Here is a 24,754-nt window from a genome sequence, read left to right as displayed (position 1 = left end):
TCGGTGGAGCTGCATGACAAGGTCATCGGGCATTATCTGAACATAAAACACTATCAGTAAGTTGGAGTCATTACCCAGAATTTTTGTCTATTCTGAAATTGTTTAAATGTGAATCGAATCACAATCGTTCGGGGAGCAGTATTAAATGCTTTTTTTAAAGATTATAAATTACGTAAGAATTTTAATGTTTAAAAAAGGGTTGAGGCATAACAGGAGTGCTAACAATGAAGCGAAGCCGCATCTGACAGTCAGAATACGGCTTCGTAAGCGCGGTTACTTACCAATACAGAAGCTGGAGAAAATCCGCCCCAGCAGGTCGTCTGAAGTAAATTCCCCGGTGATTTCGCTTAAGTTCTGCTGTGCCAGGCGCAACTCTTCCGCCAGCAGTTCACCTGCCCAGGCTCCCAACAGTTGCGCTTTACCTTGCTGCAAATGCTCCGCTGCCTGTTCCAGCGCCTGTAAGTGGCGACGGCGCGCCAGGAAGCCGCCTTCCATATTGGTGTCAAAGCCCATGCTCTGTTTGAGATGGTTACGCAGCACGTCCACGCCTTCACCAGTCCTTGCCGAGAGACGAATTAACGCGTGACCGTTCACTTCACTCATTCCCAGCGTTTCGCCGGTGATATCGGCTTTATTGCGTACCACGGTGATCGGCAGTTTCGCGGGCAGACGGGCGATAAATTCCGGCCAGATCTCTGCCGGATCAACGGCGTCTGTCGTGGTGCCATCGACCATAAACAGCACGCGGTCGGCCTGTTCAATTTCCTGCCACGCGCGCTCGATACCAATACGTTCCACTTCGTCACTGGCCTCACGTAGCCCGGCAGTGTCGATGATATGCAGCGGCATTCCGTCAATGTGGATATGCTCACGCAGCACGTCACGCGTGGTTCCGGCGATATCGGTTACGATTGCCGCTTCACGGCCCGCCAGCGCGTTTAACAGGCTCGATTTACCGGCATTAGGACGTCCGGCAATCACTACTTTCATCCCTTCGCGCAACAAACTACCCTGACGTGCTTCAGCACGCACTGCATCGAGATCGGCCATCACGTCATTAAGCTGGGCTTCAATTTTGCCGTCGGAGAGGAAATCGATCTCTTCATCAGGGAAATCAATTGCCGCTTCGACGTAAATGCGCAAGTGGGTGAGGGCTTCTACCAGATGATTAACCCGTGCGGAGAATGCGCCTTGCAGCGAGTTAAGTGCCGAACGGGCCGCCTGTTCCGAACTGGCGTCGATAAGATCGGCAATCGCCTCGGCCTGGGCTAAGTCAAGTTTATCGTTAAGAAACGCGCGTTCGGAAAACTCACCAGGGCGAGCAATCCGCAGGCCGGGAATGGTCAGAATGCGTTTTAACAGCAGGTCGAGGATCACCGGACCGCCATGACCTTGCAGTTCCAGCACATCTTCGCCGGTGAACGAGTTCGGGCCAGGGAACCATAGCGCAATCCCCTGATCGAGCACGCTGCCGTCGGCGTCTTTAAACGGAAGATAATCGGCGTAGCGCGGCTTAGGCAGTTTACCCAGCACGGTTTCGGCAACTTCACGGGCTTTGAAGCCGGAGATGCGCAGGATGCCAACGCCGCCACGTCCCGGAGGCGTGGCCTGGGCTACGATAGTGTCATTATCGCTCATGATGTTCCTGTTGCTTTGTGTGGCGGATGCGCGGTGCTTATCCGCCCTACGAAAAGAAAAAAGGCGGTCAACTGACCGCCCTTATTTTAGCGAAAACTCACCGAATCAGGATTTTTTCTTCTCGCGGCTATGCAGGCCACGTTTTTCCAGACCACGGTAAATCAGCTGCTGCTGAATAATGGTTACCAGGTTGCTGACGATATAGTACAGTACCAGACCTGACGGGAACCACAGGAAGAACACGGTGAAGATGACCGGCATAAAGGTCATGATCTTCTGCTGCATCGGGTCGGTCACAGTGGTCGGCGACATCTTCTGAATGAAGAACATCGTTACGCCCATCAGGATCGGCAGGATGTAGTACGGGTCCTGTGCCGACAGGTCGTGGATCCACAGTGCAAACGGTGCCTGACGCAGTTCAACGGAACCCATCAGCATGTAGTACAACGCCAGGAAGATTGGCATCTGGATCAGCAGCGGGAAGCAGCCGCCCAGCGGGTTAACCTTCTCAGCTTTGTACAGCGCCATCATTTCCTGACTGATACGCTGTTTGTCATCGCCCAGACGCTCACGCATTGCCTGAATCTTCGGCTGCAGCATACGCATCTTCGCCATGGAGGTGTACTGCGCTTTGGTCAGCGGGTACATGATGCCACGAACGATAAAGGTGATGATGATAATGGAGAAGCCCCAGTTACCCACAAAGCTATGGATCCATTTCAGCAGTTTGAACAGCGGCTGAGAGATGAACCACAACCAACCGTAATCAACGGTCAGATCCAGGTGCGGAGCAACAGCTGCCATTTTGTCCTGGATTTCCGGGCCAACCCACAGGGTGCTGTTCATCGCGCCAGTCTGACCAGGCTGAACCAGTACCGGCTGAGATTTATAGCCGATAGCGACGATGCCGTTACCCAGATTAGCGGTATAGAAGTTGTTGGTACCGTCGTTATGCGGGATCCACGCCGTCGCGAAATACTGTTGCAGCATCGCCACCCAACCACCTTTCGAAGAGATGTTCAGGTTTTCGTTATCGGCAATGGTATCGAACTTGTATTTCTCATACTTCTCGTCAGGCGTGGAGTACGCCGCGCCACGGAAGGTGTGCAGTGCGAAGTTGCTGCTTCCGGTATCGAGATGCGGTGGCAGAGTGATGGATTGCTTCAACTGACCAAACGAGGAGATTTCCAGCGGTTTCTCGCCAGCGTTCTGCACGTTGTAGTTGACGTTGACAGCGTAATCACCACGTTTCAGGACAAACGTTTTGGTAAACGTGTTGCCTGCCGCGTCGGTATACGTCATCGGCACCTGCAGTTCGTTTTGACCTTCAGCCAGCACATAAGCGTCTTTTTCAACGTTATACAGCGGACGCGGGCCGTTAGCCGGGTTATCCGGGCCATCACGACCGGTCAGACCGCTCTGTGCCTGATAAATAAACTGCGGTGAAGTTTCCAACAGCTGGAACGGCTGGGTAGAGTTCAGCTCTTTCGGGTAAGCAGGCAGCAGAGCTTGCTCAACATCACCACCACGGGTGTTGATGGTCAGATCAAGCACGTCGGTCTTAACCGAGATCAGTTTCCCCTGGCCACTGGCCGGTACGCCCTGGTCGGCGGCGCTACCCGCTGCGGTGGTCGTTGTCTGCGTGGTCTGTTGGGCCTGAGGTTGCGGGTTTTTATCCTGCTCCCAGGCTTGCCAGATCATGAAAGACACGAACAGCAAAGCGATGACTAAAAGATTGCGTTGCGAATCCATCGTTAGTGTTCTCTGGTATCAAATGGTCCGGGCGGGACGGGATCGTCACCACCAGGGTGTAAAGGGTGGCATTTTAATACGCGTTTCACCGTCAACCAACTGCCTTTTATCACTCCAAACCTGCGCAATGCCTCAATTCCGTAGCTTGAACAGGTTGGAGTGAAACGACAATGCGGCCCGAGTAGCGGACTAATCAGGCGTTGATAGACCCGAATGAGGGCTATCAGGACCCGCGAGCCAGGCGACAGTGGCGGCGCCATAATTTTTCCAACGCTTCCGAGAGAGCACGGTTATCGAGGTCGGCAACCCCTTTTTTCGCCACCACCACGAAATCCATAGCCGGGAGTTCATGTTGGCGCAGACGGAAGCTTTCACGCGTCAGGCGTTTAATCCGATTGCGTTCATGGGCGCGTCGAACGTTTTTCTTGGCGACTGTAAGACCGATACGGGGATGCCCCAGCGAATTCAGGCGGCCGAGAATGGTAATTTGCGGCGTGCCAGCCCGTTGTGGCTGCTGGAAGACGAATGTGAATTGACTGGGAGTTAACAAGCGTAACTCCCTGGGAAATGCGAGCTTAACCACTCAGGGGTTAGCTTTATTACTTAGAAACGGTCAGACGAGCGCGGCCTTTAGCACGACGACGTGCCAGAACCTGACGACCATTTTTAGTAGCCATACGAGCACGGAAGCCGTGAGAACGGTTGCGCTTCAGTACAGACGGTTGAAAAGTGCGTTTCATGGCGATTTCTACCTAAACTTGAATAAATTCAATGGCTTTATTGGATATCCGCCGAAAAATGAAACGATGGACACCGAAGCCATGGGTGATTAAAGAGGCCGGATTGTAATAATTGTACACACCGGAGTCAATTCTCTTTCCTTATTTACCGCGCTTTTCCGCACCTTTTCGCAGGGAAAATGTACGACCTCACACCAGTGGAAACCAGCATGGCGCGCCGGGTGGAGGATTATACGGGCTGATGGGTAAAGCGCAAGGATCGTCCTGGATCTTTATTAGATCGATTAAGCCAATTTTTGTCTATGGTCATTAAATTTTCCAATATGCGGCGTAAATCGTGCCCGCCTCGCGGCAGGATCGTTTACACTTAGCGAGTTCTGGAAAGTCCTGTGGATAAATAGGGAAAATCTGTGAGAAACAGAAGATCTCTTGCGCAGTTTAGGCTATGATCCGCGGTCCCGATCGTTTTGCAGGATCTTGATCGGGCATATAACCGCAGACAGCGGTTCGTGCGTCACCCTCAAGCAGGGTCTTTTCGACGTACGTCAACAATCATGAATGTTTCAGCCTTAGTCATTATCGACTTTTGTTCGAGTGGAGTCCGCCGTGTCACTTTCGCTTTGGCAGCAGTGTCTTGCCCGATTGCAGGATGAGTTACCAGCCACAGAATTCAGTATGTGGATACGCCCATTGCAGGCGGAACTGAGCGATAACACGCTGGCCCTGTACGCGCCAAACCGTTTTGTCCTCGATTGGGTACGGGACAAGTACCTTAATAATATCAATGGACTGCTAACCAGTTTCTGCGGAGCGGATGCCCCACAGCTGCGTTTTGAAGTCGGCACCAAACCGGTGACGCAAACGCCACAAGCGGCAGTGACGAGCAACGTCGCGGCCCCTGCACAGGTGGCGCAAACGCAGCCGCAACGTGCTGCGCCTTCTACGCGCTCAGGTTGGGATAACGTCCCGGCCCCGGCAGAACCGACCTATCGTTCTAACGTAAACGTCAAACACACGTTTGATAACTTCGTTGAAGGTAAATCTAACCAACTGGCGCGCGCGGCGGCTTGCCAGGTGGCGGATAACCCTGGCGGTGCCTATAACCCGTTGTTCCTTTATGGCGGCACGGGTCTGGGTAAAACTCACCTGCTGCATGCGGTGGGTAACGGCATTATGGCGCGCAAGCCGAATGCCAAAGTGGTTTATATGCACTCCGAGCGCTTTGTTCAGGACATGGTTAAAGCCCTGCAAAACAACGCGATCGAAGAGTTTAAACGCTACTACCGTTCCGTAGATGCACTGCTGATCGACGATATTCAGTTTTTTGCTAATAAAGAACGATCTCAGGAAGAGTTTTTCCACACCTTCAACGCCCTGCTGGAAGGTAATCAACAGATCATTCTCACCTCGGATCGCTATCCGAAAGAGATCAACGGCGTTGAGGATCGTTTGAAATCCCGCTTCGGTTGGGGACTGACTGTGGCGATCGAACCGCCAGAGCTGGAAACCCGTGTGGCGATCCTGATGAAAAAGGCCGACGAAAATGACATTCGTTTGCCGGGTGAAGTGGCGTTCTTTATCGCCAAGCGTCTACGATCTAACGTACGTGAGCTGGAAGGGGCGCTGAACCGCGTTATTGCTAACGCCAACTTTACCGGACGGGCGATCACCATCGACTTCGTGCGTGAGGCGCTGCGCGACTTGCTGGCATTGCAGGAAAAACTGGTCACCATCGACAATATTCAGAAGACGGTGGCGGAGTACTACAAGATCAAAGTCGCGGATCTCCTTTCCAAGCGTCGATCCCGCTCGGTGGCGCGTCCGCGCCAGATGGCGATGGCGCTAGCGAAAGAGCTGACTAACCACAGTCTGCCAGAGATTGGCGATGCGTTTGGTGGGCGTGACCACACGACGGTGCTTCATGCCTGCCGTAAGATCGAGCAGTTGCGTGAAGAGAGCCACGATATCAAAGAAGATTTTTCAAATTTAATCAGAACATTGTCATCGTAAACCTATGAAATTTACCGTAGAACGTGAGCATTTATTAAAACCGCTACAACAGGTGAGCGGTCCGTTAGGTGGTCGTCCTACGCTACCGATTCTCGGTAATCTGCTGTTACAGGTTGCTGACGGTACGTTGTCGCTGACCGGTACTGATCTCGAGATGGAAATGGTGGCACGCGTTGCGCTGGTTCAGCCACACGAGCCAGGAGCGACGACCGTTCCGGCGCGCAAATTCTTTGATATCTGCCGTGGTCTGCCTGAAGGCGCGGAAATTGCCGTGCAGCTGGAAGGTGAACGGATGCTGGTGCGCTCCGGGCGTAGCCGTTTTTCGCTGTCTACCCTGCCAGCGGCGGATTTCCCGAACCTCGATGACTGGCAGAGCGAAGTCGAATTTACCCTGCCGCAGGCGACGATGAAGCGTCTGATTGAAGCAACCCAGTTTTCGATGGCGCATCAGGATGTTCGCTATTACTTAAACGGTATGCTGTTTGAAACCGAAGGTGAAGAACTGCGCACCGTGGCAACCGACGGCCACCGTCTGGCGGTCTGTTCAATGCCAATTGGTCAATCTTTGCCAAGCCATTCGGTGATCGTACCGCGTAAAGGCGTGATTGAACTGATGCGTATGCTCGACGGCGGCGACAATCTGCTGCGTGTGCAGATTGGCAGCAATAACATTCGTGCCCACGTTGGCGACTTTATTTTCACCTCGAAACTGGTGGATGGTCGCTTCCCGGATTACCGTCGCGTTCTGCCGAAGAACCCGGACAAACATCTGGAAGCAGGCTGCGATCTGCTCAAGCAGGCGTTTGCTCGCGCGGCGATTCTCTCTAACGAGAAATTCCGCGGTGTGCGCCTGTATGTCAGCGAAAACCAGCTGAAAATTACTGCCAACAACCCGGAACAGGAAGAAGCGGAAGAGATCCTCGACGTTACCTATAGCGGTGCGGAGATGGAAATCGGCTTCAACGTCAGCTATGTGCTGGATGTTCTGAACGCGCTGAAATGCGAAAACGTCCGCATGATGCTGACCGATTCGGTTTCCAGCGTGCAGATTGAAGATGCCGCATCACAGTCGGCTGCCTATGTTGTCATGCCAATGAGACTGTAATGTCCCTCACCCGCTTGTTGATCCGCGATTTCCGCAATATTGAAACCGCGGATCTCGCTTTATCTCCCGGCTTTAACTTTCTGGTAGGTGCCAACGGCAGTGGCAAAACCAGCGTGCTGGAAGCCATCTATACGCTCGGCCATGGTCGGGCGTTTCGCAGTTTGCAGATTGGTCGCGTCATTCGCCATGAGCAGGAGGCATTTGTTCTCCACGGGCGATTACAGGGCGAAGAGCGCGAGACGGCGATTGGCTTAACCAAAGACAAACAGGGCGACAGCAAAGTCCGTATTGACGGTACGGACGGGCATAAAGTCGCGGAACTGGCGCACCTGATGCCGATGCAGTTGATAACGCCAGAAGGGTTTACTTTACTCAACGGCGGCCCCAAATACAGAAGAGCATTCCTCGACTGGGGATGCTTTCACAACGAACCTGGATTTTTCACCGCCTGGAGCAATCTCAAGCGATTGCTCAAGCAGCGCAATGCGGCGCTGCGCCAGGTGACTCGTTACGAACAGCTACGCCCGTGGGATAAAGAACTGATCCCGCTGGCGGAGCAAATCAGCACCTGGCGCGCGGAGTATAGCGCCGGTATCGCGGCCGATATGGATGATACCTGTAAGCAATTTCTCCCTGAGTTTTCTCTGACTTTCTCTTTCCAGCGCGGCTGGGAGAAAGAGACAGAGTACGCTGAGGTGCTGGAACGTAATTTTGAACGCGATCGCCAGCTAACCTACACCGCGCATGGCCCGCATAAAGCGGACTTACGCATTCGCGCCGACGGTGCGCCGGTGGAAGATACCTTATCGCGTGGGCAGCTTAAGCTGTTGATGTGCGCCTTACGTCTGGCGCAAGGAGAGTTCCTCACTCGTGAAAGCGGGCGGCGGTGTCTCTACCTGATAGATGATTTTGCCTCTGAGCTTGATGATGAGCGTCGCGGGTTGCTTGCCAGCCGCTTAAAAGCGACGCAATCACAGGTCTTTGTCAGCGCGATCAGTGCTGAACACGTTATAGACATGTCGGACGAAAATTCGAAGATGTTTACCGTGGAAAAGGGTAAAATAACGGATTAACCCAAGTATAAATGAGCGAGAAACGTTGATGTCGAATTCTTATGACTCCTCCAGTATCAAAGTCCTGAAAGGGCTGGATGCGGTGCGTAAGCGCCCGGGTATGTATATCGGCGACACGGATGACGGCACCGGTCTGCACCACATGGTATTCGAGGTGGTAGATAACGCTATCGACGAAGCGCTCGCGGGTCACTGTAAAGAAATTATCGTCACCATTCACGCCGATAACTCTGTCTCTGTACAGGATGACGGGCGCGGCATTCCGACCGGTATTCACCCGGAAGAGGGCGTATCGGCGGCGGAAGTGATCATGACCGTTCTGCACGCAGGCGGTAAATTTGACGATAACTCCTATAAAGTGTCCGGCGGTCTGCACGGCGTTGGTGTTTCGGTAGTAAACGCCCTGTCGCAAAAACTGGAGCTGGTTATTCAGCGCGAGGGTAAAATTCACCGTCAGATCTACGAACACGGTGTACCGCAGGCTCCGCTGGCGGTTACCGGCGAGACTGAAAAAACCGGCACCATGGTGCGTTTCTGGCCCAGCCTCGAAACCTTCACCAATGTGACCGAGTTCGAATATGAAATTCTGGCGAAACGTCTGCGTGAGTTGTCGTTCCTCAACTCCGGCGTTTCCATTCGTCTGCGCGACAAGCGTGACGGCAAAGAAGACCACTTCCACTATGAAGGCGGCATCAAAGCGTTCGTTGAATATCTGAACAAGAACAAAACGCCGATCCACCCAAATATCTTCTACTTCTCCACCGAAAAAGACGGTATTGGCGTTGAAGTGGCGCTGCAGTGGAACGATGGCTTCCAGGAAAACATCTACTGCTTTACCAACAACATTCCGCAGCGTGACGGCGGTACTCACCTGGCAGGCTTCCGTGCGGCGATGACCCGTACCCTGAATGCCTACATGGACAAAGAAGGCTACAGCAAAAAAGCCAAAGTCAGCGCCACCGGTGACGATGCGCGTGAAGGCCTGATTGCGGTCGTTTCCGTAAAAGTGCCGGACCCGAAATTCTCCTCCCAGACCAAAGACAAACTGGTTTCTTCTGAGGTGAAATCGGCGGTTGAACAGCAGATGAACGAACTGCTGGCGGAATACCTGCTGGAAAACCCAACTGATGCGAAAATCGTGGTTGGCAAAATTATCGATGCTGCCCGTGCCCGTGAAGCGGCGCGTCGCGCGCGTGAAATGACCCGCCGTAAAGGTGCGCTCGACTTAGCTGGCCTGCCGGGCAAACTGGCAGACTGCCAGGAACGCGATCCGGCGCTTTCCGAACTGTACCTGGTGGAAGGGGACTCCGCGGGCGGCTCTGCGAAGCAGGGGCGTAACCGCAAGAACCAGGCGATTCTGCCGCTGAAGGGTAAAATCCTTAACGTCGAGAAAGCGCGCTTCGATAAGATGCTCTCTTCTCAGGAAGTGGCGACGCTTATCACCGCGCTTGGCTGTGGTATCGGTCGTGACGAGTACAACCCGGACAAACTGCGTTATCACAGCATCATCATCATGACCGATGCGGACGTCGACGGCTCGCACATTCGTACGCTGCTGTTGACCTTCTTCTATCGTCAGATGCCGGAAATCGTTGAACGCGGTCACGTCTACATCGCTCAGCCGCCGCTGTACAAAGTGAAGAAAGGCAAGCAGGAACAGTACATTAAAGACGACGAAGCGATGGATCAGTACCAGATCTCTATCGCGCTGGACGGCGCAACGCTGCACACCAACGCCAGTGCACCGGCATTGGCTGGCGAAGCGTTAGAGAAACTGGTATCTGAGTACAACGCGACGCAGAAAATGATCAACCGCATGGAGCGTCGTTATCCGAAAGCAATGCTGAAAGAGCTTATCTATCAGCCGACGTTGACGGAAGCTGACCTTTCTGATGAGCAGACCGTTACCCGCTGGGTGAACGCGCTGGTCAGCGAACTGAACGACAAAGAACAGCACGGCAGCCAGTGGAAGTTTGATGTCCACACCAATGCCGAACAAAACCTGTTCGAGCCGATTGTTCGCGTGCGTACCCACGGTGTGGATACTGACTATCCGCTGGATCACGAGTTTATCACCGGTGGCGAATATCGTCGTATCTGCACGCTGGGTGAGAAACTGCGTGGCTTGCTGGAAGAAGATGCGTTTATCGAACGTGGCGAGCGTCGTCAGCCGGTAGCCAGCTTCGAGCAGGCGCTGGACTGGCTGGTGAAAGAGTCCCGTCGTGGCCTCTCCATCCAGCGTTATAAAGGTCTGGGCGAGATGAACCCGGAACAGCTGTGGGAAACCACCATGGACCCGGAAAGCCGTCGTATGCTGCGCGTTACCGTTAAGGATGCGATTGCCGCTGACCAGTTGTTCACCACGCTGATGGGCGACGCCGTAGAACCGCGTCGTGCGTTTATTGAAGAGAACGCCCTGAAAGCGGCGAATATTGATATTTAATGGCGTTAACCATGCGAGCGTGCCTGATGCGCTACGCTTATTAGTCCTACGAGACTCCTGCAATATATTGATTTTGCATGATTTTGTAGGCCGGGTAAGGCGTTCACGCCGCATCCGGCAAGAAGCTATAAGAAAAGGGCGGAGATCATCTCCGCCCTTTTTATTTCTGCAATCCGCAATTATCATCCCGCAGATCTATACTTTTTGGGTCAACACGTAACGCTTTACAGGTGATTATCATGGGGCTTTTTGATGAAGTTGTCGGTGCCTTTCTGAAAGGCGATGCGGGGAAATATCAGGCGATTTTAAGTTGGGTTGAGGAGCAGGGTGGCATTCAGGTGCTGCTGGAAAAACTGCAAAGTGGCGGCTTAGGGGCCATTCTCTCAACCTGGTTGAGTAATCAACAGAGAAATCAATCAGTTAGCGGCGAGCAACTGGAGTCGGCGCTCGGCACAAATGCGGTGTCCGATCTCGGGCAAAAACTTGGCGTGGATACCAGTACGGCTTCCAGTTTACTGGCAGAGCAATTGCCGAAGATTATTGATGCGCTCTCACCGCAAGGTGAAGTGTCAGCACAAGCCAATAACGATCTGCTTTCCGCAGGCATGGAACTGCTGAAAGGGAAACTCTTCCGCTAAGCAAATGGGGAGCATGCAACCCGCGTTGCATCCCCTTTTCCCTCGGGTGTTGTACTGATTTTTGAGCGGAATCGCGTTAGCATGGGTCAGGAACTAATCTACCTTGGGAACTCATGGCTATCAAACTCATTGCTATCGATATGGATGGCACCCTTCTGCTGCCCGATCACACCATTTCACCCGCCGTTAAAAATGCGATTGCCGCAGCTCGCGCCCGTGGCGTGAATGTCGTGCTAACGACGGGTCGTCCGTATGCAGGTGTGCACAACTACCTGAAAGAGCTGCATATGGAACAGCCGGGCGACTACTGCATTACTTATAACGGCGCGCTGGTACAGAAGGCCGCTGATGGTAGCACCGTGGCGCAAACCGCTCTCAGCTATGACGACTATCGTTTCCTGGAAAAACTCTCTCGCGAAGTCGGTTCTCATTTCCACGCCCTGGACCGCACCACGCTGTACACCGCTAACCGCGATATCAGCTACTACACGGTGCATGAATCCTTCGTTGCCACAATTCCGCTGGTGTTCTGCGAAGCGGAGAAAATGGACCCCAATACCCAGTTCCTGAAAGTGATGATGATTGATGAACCCGCCATCCTCGACCAGGCTATCGCGCGTATTCCGCAGGAAGTGAAAGAGAAATATACCGTGCTGAAAAGTGCGCCGTACTTCCTCGAAATCCTCGATAAACGCGTTAACAAAGGTACGGGTGTGAAATCACTGGCCGACGTGTTAGGTATTAAACCGGAAGAAATCATGGCGATTGGCGATCAGGAAAACGACATCGCAATGATTGAATATGCAGGCGTCGGTGTGGCGATGGATAACGCTATTCCTTCGGTGAAAGAAGTGGCGAACTTTGTCACAAAATCCAACCTTGAAGATGGCGTGGCGTTTGCTATTGAGAAGTATGTGCTGAATTAATCTGTGGGCGGGCAAACAGCATAAACGCGTTTGCCCGCTTACTGATTATTGGTTTACTGCATATACAACCAGAAATTGCAGCGGTGCAGTAATGATGTCCAGTGTAACAGTCACTGGCAGTAATGCTGCGGAAACACCATCCGGAATGCCTCTGGGTGAATAGTATTCATAAAATCGCACTTTAAATGGATGGTAGAACGCCATCACCTTTGAGTAATCCATGTTTTTATTTTTCTCATGGATTGTGCCTTTTAGGTTTTCCAGTGACCTGGTACAGTGTTGAACACCACAGGCAAAACCATAATGCGTTGCCAGTGCCTTTTCTTCTTCGTTATTCCAGTAGTAGTAAAGCGATATTGTGCCGGTAAATTTCTTTTTCCCCGCATTTAAAACAAATCTTGCGTCATCGGCAACCTGAATATTGTGCCGGTTAAGTGCTGGATCATTGAGCATCTTAACGATGTCATCGGCACCATCAGTGATAAGGTAATCCAGCGATTCCCCTACAAAAACATAGCCTTTTGTTCCATTACTATCTTTTGCCTGCGATAGCCCAGTGATGGTGTCTGACTGCGATTGATACTTTCCTGAACTACCCTTTGCGGTATGGGAAACCAGAGCATACGAGATACAGCCTGAAAGCATCAGCGCCAGTGGGAATAAACCGGCAGCCTTAAAAAATCCCTTAAAATTCAACTTCATGATTAATCCTTTAAACGAGTAGCTAAGCCGTTGAAAGCATACTCTTCTTTCCCTCCTGTTTAGCGCCTGATATCCCTTTTCAGATTTCTGCCCGACGCATGTCATTTTTTTATGTGTTGTTCTTTTTTTGATCTAAATTGTAGCGCAACAATATAAGTTTGTACTACATTACGCGCGCGGCAAACGCGAACGTCATCACGCTGGTACTACAAAGTTGCCGCGTTATGCATCGATCGGGGTAAAGTAGAGAAGAACATACAGAGCACAAGGACTCTCCATGACTCTCAATAAAACCGATCGCATTGTCATTACGCTGGGTAAACAGATCGTTCACGGCAAATACGTACCTGGCTCGCCACTTGCGGCTGAGGCGGAGCTCTGTGAAGAGTTTGCAACCTCGCGCAACATCATCCGTGAGGTGTTCCGTTCGCTGATGGCGAAGCGGCTGATTGAAATGAAACGTTATCGCGGGGCGTTTGTGGCACCGCGTAACCAGTGGAATTACCTCGACACTGACGTACTGCAATGGGTGCTGGAAAACGACTACGACCCACGGCTTATCAGTGCCATGAGCGAAGTGCGAAATCTGGTGGAACCGGCGATTGCCCGTTGGGCAGCAGAGCGCGCGACCTCCAGCGATCTGGCGCAGATTGAATCGGCGCTGAACGAGATGATTGCCAACAATCAGGACCGCGAAGCGTTTAACGAAGCGGATATTCGCTACCACGAGGCGGTGCTGCAGTCGGTGCATAACCCGGTGTTACAGCAACTTAGCATTGCGATCAGTTCGCTGCAGCGGGCGGTTTTTGAACGAACCTGGATGGGCGATGAGGCCAACATGCCGCAAACGCTCCAGGAACATAAGGCGCTGTTCGATGCGATACGGCATCAGGACGGCGATGCGGCAGAGCAGGCGGCGCTTACCATGATTGCCAGCTCGACACGAAGGTTAAAGGAAATCACATGACAGCTCGCTACATCGCAATTGACTGGGGATCGACCAATCTGCGCGCCTGGCTTTATCAGGGCGACCACTGCCTGGAGAGCAGGCAATCAGAAGCAGGCGTCACGCGCCTGAACGGAAAATCTCCGGCTGCAGTGTTAGCAGAAGTCACGACCGACTGGCGTGAAGAAAATACGCCAGTGGTGATGGCAGGAATGGTCGGCAGCAATGTCGGCTGGAAAGTTGCTCCGTATTTATCTGTTCCTGCCCGTTTTTCGTCTATTGGCGAACAATTAACGTCTGTTGGCGACAATATCTGGATTATTCCCGGATTATGCGTCTCTCATGACGATAACCACAATGTGATGCGCGGCGAAGAAACACAATTGATCGGCGCGCGAGCTCTGGCTCCTTCCTCTCTTTATGTTATGCCCGGTACGCATTGCAAATGGGTGCAGGCCGATAGCCAGCAAATCAACGATTTTCGCACCGTGATGACCGGTGAATTACATCATTTACTGTTAAATCACTCATTGATTGGCGCAGGTTTGCCGCCGCAGGAAAACTCTGCCGATGCCTTCGCGGCTGGCCTTGAGCGCGGCCTTAATGCGCCCGCCATATTGCCGCAGCTTTTTGAAGTTCGCGCCTCGCATGTGCTGGGAACACTTCCCCGCGAACAGGTCAGCGAATTTCTCTCTGGTTTGTTGATTGGCGCAGAGGTTGCCAGTATGCGCGACTATGTGACCCATCAACACGCCATCACCCTTGTCGCCGGAACATCGCTGACCGCGCGCTACCAGCAAGCCTTTCAGGCGATGGGTTGCGACGTGGCGGCGGTGGCGGGCGACACGGCATTTCAGGCTGGTATAAGGAGCATCGCTCATGCAGTGGCAAACTAAACTCCCGCTGATCGCCATTTTGCGCGGCATTACGCCCGACGAGGCGCTGGCGCATGTTGGCGCGGTGATTGACGCCGGGTTCGACGCGGTTGAAATCCCGCTGAATTCCCCACAATGGGAGCAGAGCATTCCCGCCATCGTTGATGCGTATGGCGACAAGGCGTTGATTGGCGCAGGTACGGTACTGAAACCTGAACAGGTCGATGCGCTCGCCAGGATGGGCTGTCAGCTCATCGTTACGCCCAATATCCATAGTGAAGTGATCCGCCGCGCGGTGGGCTACGGCATGACCGTTTGCCCCGGCTGCGCGACGGCGACCGAAGCCTTTACCGCGCTCGAAGCGGGCGCGCAGGCGCTGAAAATATTTCCGTCATCGGCTTTTGGTCCGCAATACATCAAAGCGTTAAAAGCGGTATTACCACCGGACATCGCAGTCTTTGCCGTTGGCGGCGTGACGCCAGAAAACCTGGCGCAGTGGATAGACGCAGGTTGTGTTGGGGCGGGCTTAGGCAGCGATCTTTATCGCGCCGGGCAGTCCGTAGAACGCACCGCGCAGCAGGCAGCAGCATTTGTTAAGGCGTATCGAGAGGCAGTGCAATGAAAATCACCAAAATTACCACGTATCGTTTACCTCCCCGCTGGATGTTCCTGAAAATTGAAACCGATGAAGGCGTGGTCGGTTGGGGCGAGCCCGTGATTGAAGGCCGCGCCCGTACGGTGGAAGCGGCAGTTCACGAGCTGGGTGACTATTTGATTGGTCAGGATCCTTCGCGCATCAACGACTTATGGCAAGTGATGTATCGCGCCGGATTTTATCGTGGCGGTCCAATCCTGATGAGCGCCATCGCCGGGATCGACCAGGCGTTATGGGATATCAAAGGCAAAGTGCTGAATGCGCCAGTCTGGCAACTGATGGGCGGCCTGGTTCGCGACAAAATTAAAGCCTACAGTTGGGTCGGCGGCGATCGTCCGGCGGATGTTATCGACGGCATTAAAACCCTGCGCGAAATCGGCTTCGATACCTTCAAACTGAACGGTTGTGAAGAACTGGGGCTAATTGATAACTCCCGCGCGGTAGATGCGGCAGTCAACACCGTGGCACAAATTCGTGAAGCTTTTGGCAATCAGATTGAGTTTGGTCTTGATTTCCACGGTCGCGTCAGCGCGCCAATGGCGAAAGTGCTGATTAAAGAACTGGAGCCGTATCGCCCGCTGTTTATTGAAGAGCCGGTGCTGGCGGAACAAGCCGAATACTACCCGAAATTGGCGGCACAAACGCATATTCCACTGGCGGCGGGTGAGCGCATGTTCTCACGTTTCGATTTTAAACGCGTGCTGGAGGCAGGCGGTATTTCGATTCTGCAACCGGATCTCTCCCATGCAGGCGGTATTACCGAATGCTACAAAATTGCTGGAATGGCAGAAGCCTATGATGTGACCCTTGCGCCGCACTGTCCGTTCGGACCGATTGCACTGGCGGCTTGCCTGCATATCGACTTCGTTTCCTATAACGCGGTACTTCAGTAACAAAGTATGGGCATTCATTACAACAAAGGCGCGGAGTTACTCGACTTTGTGAAAAACAAAGAAGACTTCAGCATGGTTGGCGGCTTCTTTAAACCGTTAACGAAACCGGGCTTAGGTGTGGAAATCGACGAAGCTAAAGTTATTGAGTTCAGTAAAAATGCCCCGGACTGGCGTAATCCGCTCTGGCGTCATGAAGATAACAGCGTAGCAGAGTGGTAATTCCTGCCACGTAAGCCCCTCATCGGGCACTAAAACAGCAATACAAAAATATAACCCTCTGTAAATTACAGGGCATGGTGAGCGGCTTCGCTATGCCCAAAATCTGGAGAAAGCTCGCTATGGATATTCCCGTTAATGCAGCAAAGCCGGGGCGTCGGCGTTATCTGACGCTGGTGATGATCTTTATTACGGTGGTCATTTGTTATGTTGACCGCGCTAACCTGGCCGTGGCTTCCGCCCATATTCAGGAAGAGTTCGGCATTACGAAAGCGGAAATGGGCTATGTATTTTCGGCCTTCGCCTGGCTTTATACGCTATGCCAGATCCCCGGCGGTTGGTTTTTAGATCGCGTAGGTTCTCGCGTGACTTATTTTATTGCGATATTTGGTTGGTCAGTGGCGACTTTATTCCAAGGCTTTGCCACGGGATTAATGTCATTAATTGGTCTGCGTGCGATAACCGGTATTTTCGAAGCGCCCGCTTTCCCGACCAATAACCGGATGGTGACCAGCTGGTTCCCGGAACATGAACGCGCTTCCGCCGTTGGTTTTTATACGTCTGGTCAGTTTGTCGGTCTGGCGTTTTTGACTCCGCTGCTGATCTGGATTCAGGAGATGTTGAGCTGGCACTGGGTGTTCATTGTCACTGGTGGTATCGGCATTATCTGGTCGCTGATTTGGTTTAAGGTTTATCAGCCGCCGCGCCTGACCAAAGGTATCAGCAAAGCTGAACTGGATTACATTCGTGATGGCGGCGGTCTGGTGGATGGTGATGCGCCGGTGAAGAAAGAGGCGCGTCAGCCGTTAACAGCCAAAGACTGGAAACTGGTGTTCCATCGTAAACTGATCGGCGTTTATCTTGGGCAATTTGCGGTGGCTTCTGCACTGTGGTTTTTCTTAACCTGGTTCCCGAACTATTTAACCCAGGAAAAAGGAATCACGGCGCTGAAAGCAGGCTTTATGACCACGGTGCCATTCCTCGCGGCGTTTGTCGGCGTCCTGCTCTCTGGCTGGGTCGCGGATCTGCTGGTACGTAAGGGCTTTTCACTGGGCTTTGCGCGTAAAACGCCGATTATCTGCGGCTTGCTGATCTCCACCTGCATTATGGGCGCTAACTACACCAACGATCCGATGATGATTATGTGCCTGATGGCGCTGGCATTCTTCGGCAACGGTTTTGCTTCGATTACCTGGTCGCTGGTCTCTTCTCTGGCACCGATGCGCCTGATTGGTTTAACCGGCGGCGTGTTTAACTTCGCCGGTGGTCTGGGCGGCATCACCGTTCCGCTGGTGGTGGGGTACCTGGCGCAGGGTTACGGTTTCGCGCCTGCACTGGTTTATATCTCCGCCGTCGCGTTGATTGGCGCGCTCTCTTACATCCTGCTGGTGGGTGATGTGAAGCGCGTTGGATAATCTTTCAACTGTGGAATATGCGCCACACCACTGCGCATAATCCACTTTCTTAAAGCCGGTGCGGTCAGGCATCGGCTTTTTACTATCTTGCCGAAGAGTTTTAAACGCAGTTTGTGTGTGGCGCGCCAGTAAGCGGCGTTGCTCTTCTCCGGCTGTTTCAGGAACACCGCACGCAGAATCTCTGCGCTATCCAGCGCATAGCTAATCCCCTCCAGCGAGCTGGCGCTGATAAATCCCGCCGCTTCACCAATCAGAAAGGCGTTGTCCTTACCACAGACAAAATCCTGCCAGCGTGAGGGAAACAACACCGTGCATTTCTCACTTTTCACCGCTTTGCCAAACTGGAACTGAAAGGCGCTCATTTTCTCTTTCAGCGTCGTGAAACGCGTCTGACCGTCTTTCATTGGATAGGCACCGCCAAAGATAAAATAACCATCTTTGCTGATACTCCATGAGTAACAGTCAGTTATCGCATTATCAAAGATGCAGGAGTAGAACGGCACCGGATGTTTCTCTGCGAACCACTGCTGGATAGCGACATATTTACGGATTTGATGATCCGGGTAGAGATGTCGCCGCACCATCGAGTTTGCGCCATCGGCACCGACCAGATAGCGGGCGGTAATATGTTGCTCCCAGCCGTCTGCACGAAAAATGACATGCCATTTATCATCCTCACGCCAGATTTTTCGGCACAGGCTATCGTGATAAACCTCAACGCTGGCGGGGATCAGCGATTTCATCCACAAGTCGAAAGCATGGCGATTAATATTGATATAGCTTCGCTGGTAGTTACGCGTGAGCGATGCGGCGACGTCGACAGTTTTGACGCTGAAAATCTGTGGATTGGCGATCACATCGACAGGAAGCGTCAGTCCATCGCGAATAAAAGATCGCTGCGCGTCCGGTGCCAGCAGACCGCCGCAAGGTTTGCTGAAACCTTCAGTACCGCACTGGTGCTTTTTATCCAGCGCGATCACCTGCATTTTGCCGGCTAACTTTCGTGCCAACGCCGACCCTGCCGGGCCGAGGCCAATAATCGCCACGTCGAAATGTTCCATCTTTTCACTCACATTCATCACGATGGCAAAAGACTATTGTCTGAAAGTGAAGTCCTTGTGAAGTATGATGGCGGGAACCGTTTTGTATCAGGACCGCGCCATGAAACAGATAACCTTTGCTCCCCGTAATCACCTGCTCACCAATACCAATACCAATACAAATACCAATACCTGGACGCCCGACAGCCAGTGGCTGGTATTTGACGTGCGTCCTTCTGGGGCGTCGTTTACCGGCGAGACCATTGAGCGTGTGAATATCCATACAGGCGAGGTCGAGGTTATCTATCGCGCGTCACAGGGCGCACACGTCGGCGTGGTGACCGTTCATCCGAAGTCAGAGAAATATGTCTTTATTCACGGCCCTGAAAATCCTGATGAAACATGGCATTACGACTTCCATCATCGACGCGGAGTCATTGCTGAAGGCGGCAAGGTGAGCAATCTCGATGCAATGGATATTACCGCGCCGTATACGCCAGGAGCGCTGCGCGGTGGCAGCCATGTGCATGTCTTTAGCCCGAACGGTGAAAGGGGGAGCTTTACCTATAACGACCATGTAATGCATCAACTCGATCCGGCGCTGGATTTGCGAAACGTCGGGGTTGCTGCACCGTTTGGCCCGGTCAACGTACAAAAGCAACATCCGCGTGAATACAGCGGTAGCCACTGGTGTGTGCTGGTGAGTAAAACCACGCCCACGCCGCAGCCTGGCAGTGATGAAATCAATCGTGCTTATGAAGAAGGATGGGTAGGAAATCACGCGCTGGCGTTTATTGGCGACACACTTTCGCCAAAGGGCGAGAAAGTGCCGGAGCTATTTATCGTTGAGTTACCGCAAGATGAAGCTAGCTGGAAATCGGCAGGTGATGCGCCGTTAAGTGGAACGGAAACAACCCTACCCGCGCCACCGCGTGGCGTCGTGCAGCGACGTTTAACCTTTACCCATCATCGGGCTTATCCGGGGTTAGTCAACGTCCCGCGCCACTGGGTGCGCTGTAATCCGCAGGGTACGCAAATCGCGTTTTTAATGCGTGATGATAACGGCATTGTGCAACTGTGGCTTATCTCGCCACAGGGCGGCGAACCGCGCAAGTTAACCCATAACAAAACGGATATTCAGTCTGCATTTAACTGGCATCCGTCAGGAGAATGGTTGGGCTTTGTGCTGGATAATCGAATTGTTTGTGCCCATGCGCAAAGCGGCGAGGTTGAGTATTTAACCGAAAACCACGCCAATCCACCTTCTGCGGACGCCGTGGTCTTCTCGCCGGATGGTCAATGGCTGGCGTGGATGGAAGGTGGCCAGCTGTGGATCACCGAAACTGATCGCTAAATCAGTTATCAGGCATTCTGGCCGGTGGAATAACCGCATTGGTGGCTTGCGCGTTGGCTTCGCTTTTTTCAACGCGCGAGCGCACCGAGCTGTCTTTGCGGAACACATCCCACGGCAGTAAAAGCGTGTCCATTACAGCGGTAAACGGCATATCGAGAATCGCCAGCGACTTAGTGCCCCAGTTGGTTTCATCGTCGCCAATCATGGTGGCGCTGGCGCGGGTGCCGGGATACGTTCCTTCTTTCCCCCCGGTATGGGACATCACGCTGGAGCATCCTCCGAGTAATGTCATTCCGCTGCATATCATGAACGCTAACAACACATTTCTTATCATAATAAATTCATCTGTTGATCGTGGGTGTTGGCCTGATGAGTTATAGCGATCCCTTGCTGAAAATAACATCATCATTACGTCGCACTGTGGCGGCTATCGCACTTTAACGTTTCGTGCTGCCCCCTCAGTCTATGCAATAGACCATAAACTGCAAAAAAAAGTCCGCTGATAAGGCTTGAAAAGTTCATTTCCAGACCCATTTTACATCGTAGTCGATGAGGACGCGCCTGATGGGTGTTCTGGCTACCTGACCTGTCCATTGTGGAAGGTCTTACATTCTCGCTGATTTCAGGAGCTATTGATTATGCGTAACTTTGATTTATCCCCGCTTTACCGTTCTGCTATTGGATTTGACCGTTTGTTTAACCACTTAGAAAACAACCAGAGCCAGAGTAATGGCGGCTACCCTCCGTATAACGTTGAACTGGTAGACGAAAACCATTACCGCATTGCTATCGCTGTGGCTGGTTTTGCTGAGAGCGAACTGGAAATTACCGCCCAGGATAATCTGCTGGTGGTGAAAGGTGCTCACGCCGACGAACAAAAAGAGCGCACCTATCTGTACCAGGGCATCGCTGAACGCAACTTTGAACGCAAATTCCAGTTAGCTGAGAACATTCATGTTCGTGGGGCTAACCTGGTAAATGGTTTGCTGTATATCGATCTCGAACGCGTGATTCCGGAAGCGAAAAAACCGCGCCGTATCGAAATCAACTAATTCCCTAAGGCCGCCTGGCGCGGCCTGACATCTCCATGCTCGCCGTCAGGGAGCATATGCGAATCTTCGGATTTGCAGGTACTTACTCGCTTCTTAGAAGGAGAAATGACTATGCGTAACTTCGATTTATCCCCACTGATGCGTCAATGGATCGGTTTTGACAAACTGGCCAACGCACTGCAAAACGCCGGTGAAAGCCAGAGCTTCCCGCCGTACAACATTGAGAAAAGCGACGATAACCACTACCGCATTACCCTTGCGCTGGCAGGTTTCCGTCAGGAAGATTTAGAGATTCAACTGGAAGGCACGCGCCTGAGCGTAAAAGGCACGCCGGAGCAGCCAAAAGAAGAGAAAAAATGGCTGCATCAAGGGCTTATGAATCAGCCATTTAGCCTGAGTTTTACGCTGGCTGAAAATATGGAAGTCTCTGGCGCAACCTTCGTAAACGGTTTACTGCATATTGATTTAATTCGTAATGAGCCTGAACCCATCGCAGCGCAGCGTATCGCTATCAGCGAACGTCCCGCGTTAAATAGCTAACTAGCTATTCTCTTTGCCCCGCCATTCTGGTGGGGCTTTTTTTGTCTTTCTTCTTCAACAATGCGTTAAATTTCGACTGTTTAAGATATTTCGGCACGTTCTTTCCCGTGATAATGTGCGCTATAAGGCAAATCTGCTTCACCGATTCAGCCATAATCCGTAGCAATTAAAATGTTATCTCAAGAGAAATGGACGATGAGTGATATAGCATTAACGGTCAGTATTCTGGCTTTGGTGGCAGTCGTCGGTTTGTTTATCGGCAACGTCAAATTTCGCGGCATAGGATTAGGTATTGGCGGCGTGCTGTTTGGTGGGATCATCGTCGGCCATTTTGTTTCTCAGGCGGGGATGACATTAAGTAGCGATATGCTGCATGTTATTCAGGAATTTGGCCTGATCCTGTTCGTTTATACCATCGGGATTCAGGTAGGGCCGGGCTTCTTTGCCTCATTGCGCGTCTCCGGATTACGCCTCAACCTGTTTGCTGTTCTGATCGTCATCATCGGTGGTCTGGTTACCGCCATCCTGCATAAACTGTTTGATATTCCACTGCCGGTAGTGCTGGGGATTTTCTCCGGTGCGGTAACCAATACGCCAGCGCTGGGGGCAGGGCAGCAGATCTTGCGCGACCTGGGTACACCAATGGAAATGGTCGATCAGATGGGGATGAGTTACGCGATGGCGTATCCATTCGGCATTTGCGGGATTTTGTTCACCATGTGGATGTTGCGGGTTATTTTCCGCGTCAATGTCGAGACAGAAGCTCAGCAGCACGAGTCTTCACGCACCAATGGCGGCGCGCTGATCAAGACTATCAATATTCGCGTTGAGAACCCTAACCTGCATGATTTAGCCATTAAAGATGTACCGATTCTCAACGGCGACAAAATTATCTGCTCGCGTCTGAAACGAGAAGAAACCCTAAAAGTACCTTCGCCAGATACCATTATCCAACTGGGCGATTTGCTGCATCTGGTGGGGCAGCCAGCGGATTTACATAATGCGCAACTGGTGATTGGTCAGGAGGTCGATACCTCGCTGTCTACGAAAGGCACTGATTTGCGCGTCGAGCGTGTGGTGGTCACCAATGAAAACGTGCTCGGAAAACGTATTCGCGACCTGCACTTTAAAGAACGCTATGACGTTGTTATCTCGCGCCTGAACCGTGCCGGGGTCGAACTGGTCGCCAGTGGCGATATCAGCCTGCAGTTCGGCGATATCCTCAACCTGGTGGGGCGTCCGTCCGCAATTGATGCCGTTGCCAATGTGCTGGGGAATGCGCAGCAAAAACTGCAACAGGTTCAGATGCTGCCAGTGTTTATTGGCATCGGGCTTGGCGTATTGTTAGGTTCTATTCCCGTCTTTGTGCCAGGATTCCCGGCCGCGTTGAAACTGGGGCTGGCGGGCGGTCCGCTGATTATGGCGTTGATCCTCGGGCGTATCGGCAGTATCGGCAAGCTGTACTGGTTTATGCCGCCAAGTGCCAACCTCGCGCTGCGGGAGCTGGGGATCGTGCTGTTCCTCTCGGTCGTTGGTCTGAAATCTGGTGGGGATTTTGTGAATACCCTGGTCAATGGCGAAGGGCTAAGCTGGATTGGTTATGGTGCCCTGATCACCGCCGTTCCGCTGATTACTGTTGGCATTCTGGCGCGGATGTTAGCCAAAATGAATTACCTGACCATGTGCGGGATGCTGGCAGGTTCCATGACCGATCCTCCGGCGCTGGCGTTTGCTAATAATCTTCATCCAACCAGTGGTGCGGCGGCGCTCTCTTACGCCACTGTCTATCCGTTAGTGATGTTCCTGCGCATTATCACCCCCCAATTACTGGCGGTGCTCTTCTGGAGTATCGGTTAACTTTTTTCCGGGTGGAGTCGCCGTAAATGGTACTCCACCTAGTATTCGCTGGCATTTCTGAACATCACTGAATAATTCAAAAACTCCCCGCTCTCGCTATATGACAACGAGGTGATCCGCAGCAGTGGCGTGTGTTCCGCTACCTTCATTTGCCGCGCCAGCAGTCTATCGGCGAGCACCGGCATCAGGCTTTCATAATTACCGCCAATCAAAATCCCGCACTCTTGTTCAATATATTCAAACTTCGACCCTTCCAGATGTTGCAGCGAAAGGTTACGGAACAGTTTTACCGGCATATAGCTGTCTTCCAGCATTAGCGGTTTCCCTTCCACAAAACGAACGCGACGGGAGAAGTAGATCTGCTCGTTGATTTGAATCCGTAACTGGCTGGCAATGGCCGGAGGCGCAGGCATGATTTCAAAAATCAGCACCTGGCTGGTGACCGTTTTTCCCTGCCGTTTTAACACCTCCACCAGTCCGGTCAGGCTGGCGGTTTGATGCAGCACATCTTTGCGCACCAGGTAAGTGCCGCTGCCGTGGCGGCGGACCACCAGCCCCCACGCTACCAGCAGGTCAATGGCTTTACGGATAGTCATCCGCGATACCGCAAACTCTTCCGCCAGCTTTTTTTCACCGGGAAGAAGGCTGTTTAGCGTGAAATCCGCGGAATTAAGTCGAATTCTTAACCGCTCCGCAATGCTTTTGTAGATCATCTCTAGCTCTCTTTTTTGCCTGCAAGCACGGGTAATGCGCCCACAAGTTCTGCTTAATCGATTGAAAAAAATCTTTTTTTTAAAGATGTGTTCGATGCTGTGTACCTGTGCTCACAGATGTCTACTTTTTCGCGAAAACGTAGATCTCTACCGCCCAACGAAAAGCATGAA

Annotated in this window: 25 protein-coding genes, 1 pseudogene and 1 other annotated feature; of the genes and pseudogenes, 16 read left to right on the top strand and 10 right to left on the bottom strand. The window is 52.4% G+C overall.

Annotated elements, in window-relative coordinates; all coding sequences use genetic code 11:
• Positions 1 to 60 (top strand): IS1 family transposase (locus tag ABZJ92_RS07175; protein WP_071528444.1); only part of this gene is annotated, 60 nt, incomplete at its 5' end.
• 213 nt (positions 61 to 273) lie between these two features.
• Here the strand turns inward: ABZJ92_RS07175 and mnmE are convergent.
• The 6 genes from mnmE to ABZJ92_RS07145 all read right to left on the bottom strand — a co-directional run bounded on the left by mnmE (position 274) and on the right by ABZJ92_RS07145 (position 4,440).
• On the bottom strand, positions 274 to 1,638 hold the full coding sequence (mnmE, locus tag ABZJ92_RS07170; RefSeq protein ID WP_001282349.1) for a tRNA uridine-5-carboxymethylaminomethyl(34) synthesis GTPase MnmE: 1,365 nt from the start codon (positions 1,636 to 1,638) through the stop codon (positions 274 to 276).
• 105 nt (positions 1,639 to 1,743) lie between these two features.
• Positions 1,744 to 3,390 (bottom strand): membrane protein insertase YidC, encoded by a 1,647-nt coding sequence (yidC, locus tag ABZJ92_RS07165; protein ID WP_000378252.1) that lies wholly within the window; start codon positions 3,388 to 3,390, stop codon positions 1,744 to 1,746.
• Between the two features lie 2 nt (positions 3,391 to 3,392).
• Positions 3,393 to 3,650 carry a membrane protein insertion efficiency factor YidD gene (gene yidD / locus ABZJ92_RS07160; protein WP_001307474.1) on the bottom strand — a complete coding sequence of 86 codons (258 nt, stop codon included), beginning with the start codon at positions 3,648 to 3,650 and terminating at the stop codon, positions 3,393 to 3,395.
• Positions 3,614 to 3,973: a ribonuclease P protein component gene (gene rnpA, locus ABZJ92_RS07155; RefSeq protein WP_000239730.1), complete on the bottom strand. Its 360-nt coding sequence runs from the start codon at positions 3,971 to 3,973 to the stop codon at positions 3,614 to 3,616. The genes yidD and rnpA overlap by 37 nt, the downstream gene beginning before the upstream one ends.
• Positions 3,974 to 3,989: 16 nt before the next feature.
• Positions 3,990 to 4,130 (bottom strand): 50S ribosomal protein L34, encoded by a 141-nt coding sequence (gene rpmH / locus ABZJ92_RS07150; RefSeq protein WP_000831330.1) that lies wholly within the window; start codon positions 4,128 to 4,130, stop codon positions 3,990 to 3,992.
• 229 nt (positions 4,131 to 4,359) lie between these two features.
• Positions 4,360 to 4,440: a protein YsdD gene (locus ABZJ92_RS07145; protein ID WP_120795392.1), complete on the bottom strand. Its 81-nt coding sequence runs from the start codon at positions 4,438 to 4,440 to the stop codon at positions 4,360 to 4,362.
• A gap of 296 nt (positions 4,441 to 4,736) precedes the next feature.
• On the opposite strand from ABZJ92_RS07145, the gene dnaA reads away from it, so the two are divergent.
• The 6 genes from dnaA (at position 4,737) to yidA (ending at position 12,325) form a co-directional block, all read left to right on the top strand.
• Entirely contained in the window at positions 4,737 to 6,140 is a 1,404-nt protein-coding gene (gene dnaA, locus ABZJ92_RS07140; protein ID WP_000059107.1) for a chromosomal replication initiator protein DnaA, read from the top strand.
• Positions 6,141 to 6,144: 4 nt separating this feature from the next.
• Complete coding sequence (gene dnaN / locus ABZJ92_RS07135; RefSeq protein ID WP_000673462.1) at positions 6,145 to 7,245, top strand: DNA polymerase III subunit beta; 1,101 nt, start codon at positions 6,145 to 6,147, stop codon at positions 7,243 to 7,245.
• Positions 7,245 to 8,318 carry a DNA replication/repair protein RecF gene (gene recF / locus ABZJ92_RS07130; protein WP_000060115.1) on the top strand — a complete coding sequence of 358 codons (1,074 nt, stop codon included), beginning with the start codon at positions 7,245 to 7,247 and terminating at the stop codon, positions 8,316 to 8,318. Before dnaN ends, recF begins: the two co-directional genes overlap by 1 nt.
• A 28-nt stretch (positions 8,319 to 8,346) precedes the next feature.
• Positions 8,347 to 10,761, top strand: a complete 2,415-nt coding sequence (gene gyrB, locus ABZJ92_RS07125) for a DNA topoisomerase (ATP-hydrolyzing) subunit B (protein ID WP_000072067.1) — start codon at positions 8,347 to 8,349, stop codon at positions 10,759 to 10,761.
• A gap of 239 nt (positions 10,762 to 11,000) precedes the next feature.
• Positions 11,001 to 11,399, top strand: coding sequence for a YidB family protein (locus tag ABZJ92_RS07120; protein WP_005052034.1), 399 nt, complete (start codon positions 11,001 to 11,003; stop codon positions 11,397 to 11,399).
• A 113-nt stretch (positions 11,400 to 11,512) separates the two neighbouring features.
• Positions 11,513 to 12,325 carry a sugar-phosphatase gene (gene yidA / locus ABZJ92_RS07115; protein ID WP_000985549.1) on the top strand — a complete coding sequence of 271 codons (813 nt, stop codon included), beginning with the start codon at positions 11,513 to 11,515 and terminating at the stop codon, positions 12,323 to 12,325.
• A gap of 45 nt (positions 12,326 to 12,370) precedes the next feature.
• Here yidA and ABZJ92_RS07110 read toward each other — a convergent pair whose 3' ends face one another.
• Positions 12,371 to 13,027 (bottom strand): YidX family protein, encoded by a 657-nt coding sequence (locus ABZJ92_RS07110; RefSeq protein ID WP_000772934.1) that lies wholly within the window; start codon positions 13,025 to 13,027, stop codon positions 12,371 to 12,373.
• Positions 13,028 to 13,304: 277 nt separating this feature from the next.
• Between ABZJ92_RS07110 and dgoR the strand changes: the two genes are divergently transcribed.
• From dgoR to ABZJ92_RS07085, 5 genes and pseudogenes are all read left to right on the top strand, one after another.
• On the top strand, positions 13,305 to 13,994 hold the full coding sequence (gene dgoR / locus ABZJ92_RS07105) for a D-galactonate utilization transcriptional regulator DgoR (RefSeq protein WP_000174295.1): 690 nt from the start codon (positions 13,305 to 13,307) through the stop codon (positions 13,992 to 13,994).
• A complete protein-coding gene (gene dgoK / locus ABZJ92_RS07100; protein WP_000127104.1) occupies positions 13,991 to 14,869 on the top strand; it encodes a 2-dehydro-3-deoxygalactonokinase in 879 nt (292 codons plus the stop codon). The genes dgoR and dgoK overlap by 4 nt, the downstream gene beginning before the upstream one ends.
• The gene (gene dgoA, locus ABZJ92_RS07095; RefSeq protein WP_001198719.1) at positions 14,853 to 15,470 is read left to right on the top strand and encodes a 2-dehydro-3-deoxy-6-phosphogalactonate aldolase; all 618 of its coding nucleotides are present in this window, start codon (positions 14,853 to 14,855) and stop codon (positions 15,468 to 15,470) included. The genes dgoK and dgoA overlap by 17 nt, the downstream gene beginning before the upstream one ends.
• Positions 15,467 to 16,615: pseudogene (gene dgoD / locus ABZJ92_RS07090) on the top strand (galactonate dehydratase). Before dgoA ends, dgoD begins: the two are co-directional and overlap by 4 nt.
• A gap of 74 nt (positions 16,616 to 16,689) precedes the next feature.
• On the top strand, positions 16,690 to 18,027 hold the full coding sequence (locus ABZJ92_RS07085; RefSeq protein WP_000253451.1) for an MFS transporter: 1,338 nt from the start codon (positions 16,690 to 16,692) through the stop codon (positions 18,025 to 18,027).
• On the opposite strand, the gene cbrA is transcribed toward ABZJ92_RS07085, so the two are convergent.
• Positions 17,988 to 19,088: a colicin M resistance lipid reductase CbrA gene (cbrA, locus tag ABZJ92_RS07080; RefSeq protein ID WP_005052030.1), complete on the bottom strand. Its 1,101-nt coding sequence runs from the start codon at positions 19,086 to 19,088 to the stop codon at positions 17,988 to 17,990. The genes ABZJ92_RS07085 and cbrA overlap by 40 nt on opposite strands.
• Positions 19,089 to 19,188: 100 nt before the next feature.
• Here cbrA and ABZJ92_RS07075 point away from each other — a divergent pair, with 100 nt between their 5' ends.
• Complete coding sequence (locus tag ABZJ92_RS07075) at positions 19,189 to 20,421, top strand: DUF3748 domain-containing protein (protein WP_005086221.1); 1,233 nt, start codon at positions 19,189 to 19,191, stop codon at positions 20,419 to 20,421.
• Between the two features lies 1 nt (position 20,422).
• Here the strand turns inward: ABZJ92_RS07075 and ABZJ92_RS07070 are convergent, their stop codons facing one another.
• Entirely contained in the window at positions 20,423 to 20,755 is a 333-nt protein-coding gene (locus ABZJ92_RS07070; protein ID WP_000620888.1) for a YceK/YidQ family lipoprotein, read from the bottom strand.
• Between the two features lie 238 nt (positions 20,756 to 20,993).
• Positions 20,994 to 21,066 (top strand) — a sequence feature (ROSE (Repression Of Heat Shock gene Expression) occurs in the 5'-region of heat shock genes and acts as an RNA thermometer to modulate expression.).
• Here ABZJ92_RS07070 and ibpA point away from each other — a divergent pair.
• From ibpA to ABZJ92_RS07055, 3 genes are all read left to right on the top strand, one after another.
• Complete coding sequence (gene ibpA, locus ABZJ92_RS07065; RefSeq protein WP_001243437.1) at positions 21,060 to 21,473, top strand: small heat shock chaperone IbpA; 414 nt, start codon at positions 21,060 to 21,062, stop codon at positions 21,471 to 21,473. Its footprint overlaps the feature before it by 7 nt.
• A gap of 111 nt (positions 21,474 to 21,584) precedes the next feature.
• Complete coding sequence (gene ibpB, locus ABZJ92_RS07060) at positions 21,585 to 22,013, top strand: small heat shock chaperone IbpB (RefSeq protein WP_001243431.1); 429 nt, start codon at positions 21,585 to 21,587, stop codon at positions 22,011 to 22,013.
• 195 nt (positions 22,014 to 22,208) lie between these two features.
• Positions 22,209 to 23,870 carry a putative transporter gene (locus ABZJ92_RS07055; protein WP_001279752.1) on the top strand — a complete coding sequence of 554 codons (1,662 nt, stop codon included), beginning with the start codon at positions 22,209 to 22,211 and terminating at the stop codon, positions 23,868 to 23,870.
• A gap of 38 nt (positions 23,871 to 23,908) precedes the next feature.
• On the opposite strand, the gene ABZJ92_RS07050 is transcribed toward ABZJ92_RS07055, so the two are convergent.
• The gene (locus tag ABZJ92_RS07050; protein ID WP_005052021.1) at positions 23,909 to 24,583 is read right to left on the bottom strand and encodes a GntR family transcriptional regulator; all 675 of its coding nucleotides are present in this window, start codon (positions 24,581 to 24,583) and stop codon (positions 23,909 to 23,911) included.
• Positions 24,584 to 24,754: the final 171 nt, after the last annotated feature.

The sequence above is a fragment of the Shigella sp. FJ200513 genome (assembly GCF_040495915.1).
Classification (GTDB): Bacteria; Pseudomonadota; Gammaproteobacteria; order Enterobacterales; family Enterobacteriaceae; genus ECMA0423.
This window is presented reverse-complemented; position numbering and strand designations above follow the sequence as displayed.

Excerpts from the sequence above, each read along its gene's own strand:
- mnmE (WP_001282349.1), bottom strand. The coding sequence starts at position 1,638 with ATGAGCGATAATGACACTATCGTAGCCCAGGCCACGCCTCCGGGACGT.
- yidC (WP_000378252.1), bottom strand. The coding sequence starts at position 3,390 with ATGGATTCGCAACGCAATCTTTTAGTCATCGCTTTGCTGTTCGTGTCT.
- yidD (WP_001307474.1), bottom strand. The coding sequence starts at position 3,650 with ATGGCGCCGCCACTGTCGCCTGGCTCGCGGGTCCTGATAGCCCTCATT.
- rpmH (WP_000831330.1), bottom strand. The coding sequence starts at position 4,130 with ATGAAACGCACTTTTCAACCGTCTGTACTGAAGCGCAACCGTTCTCAC.
- ABZJ92_RS07145 (WP_120795392.1), bottom strand. The coding sequence starts at position 4,440 with ATGACCATAGACAAAAATTGGCTTAATCGATCTAATAAAGATCCAGGA.
- dnaN (WP_000673462.1), top strand. The coding sequence starts at position 6,145 with ATGAAATTTACCGTAGAACGTGAGCATTTATTAAAACCGCTACAACAG.
- recF (WP_000060115.1), top strand. The coding sequence starts at position 7,245 with ATGTCCCTCACCCGCTTGTTGATCCGCGATTTCCGCAATATTGAAACC.
- gyrB (WP_000072067.1), top strand. The coding sequence starts at position 8,347 with ATGTCGAATTCTTATGACTCCTCCAGTATCAAAGTCCTGAAAGGGCTG.
- ABZJ92_RS07120 (WP_005052034.1), top strand. The coding sequence starts at position 11,001 with ATGGGGCTTTTTGATGAAGTTGTCGGTGCCTTTCTGAAAGGCGATGCG.
- yidA (WP_000985549.1), top strand. The coding sequence starts at position 11,513 with ATGGCTATCAAACTCATTGCTATCGATATGGATGGCACCCTTCTGCTG.
- ABZJ92_RS07110 (WP_000772934.1), bottom strand. The coding sequence starts at position 13,027 with ATGAAGTTGAATTTTAAGGGATTTTTTAAGGCTGCCGGTTTATTCCCA.
- dgoR (WP_000174295.1), top strand. The coding sequence starts at position 13,305 with ATGACTCTCAATAAAACCGATCGCATTGTCATTACGCTGGGTAAACAG.
- dgoK (WP_000127104.1), top strand. The coding sequence starts at position 13,991 with ATGACAGCTCGCTACATCGCAATTGACTGGGGATCGACCAATCTGCGC.
- dgoA (WP_001198719.1), top strand. The coding sequence starts at position 14,853 with ATGCAGTGGCAAACTAAACTCCCGCTGATCGCCATTTTGCGCGGCATT.
- ABZJ92_RS07085 (WP_000253451.1), top strand. The coding sequence starts at position 16,690 with ATGGTGAGCGGCTTCGCTATGCCCAAAATCTGGAGAAAGCTCGCTATG.
- cbrA (WP_005052030.1), bottom strand. The coding sequence starts at position 19,088 with ATGGAACATTTCGACGTGGCGATTATTGGCCTCGGCCCGGCAGGGTCG.
- ABZJ92_RS07075 (WP_005086221.1), top strand. The coding sequence starts at position 19,189 with ATGAAACAGATAACCTTTGCTCCCCGTAATCACCTGCTCACCAATACC.
- ABZJ92_RS07070 (WP_000620888.1), bottom strand. The coding sequence starts at position 20,755 with ATGATAAGAAATGTGTTGTTAGCGTTCATGATATGCAGCGGAATGACA.
- ibpA (WP_001243437.1), top strand. The coding sequence starts at position 21,060 with ATGCGTAACTTTGATTTATCCCCGCTTTACCGTTCTGCTATTGGATTT.
- ibpB (WP_001243431.1), top strand. The coding sequence starts at position 21,585 with ATGCGTAACTTCGATTTATCCCCACTGATGCGTCAATGGATCGGTTTT.
- ABZJ92_RS07055 (WP_001279752.1), top strand. The coding sequence starts at position 22,209 with ATGAGTGATATAGCATTAACGGTCAGTATTCTGGCTTTGGTGGCAGTC.
- ABZJ92_RS07050 (WP_005052021.1), bottom strand. The coding sequence starts at position 24,583 with ATGATCTACAAAAGCATTGCGGAGCGGTTAAGAATTCGACTTAATTCC.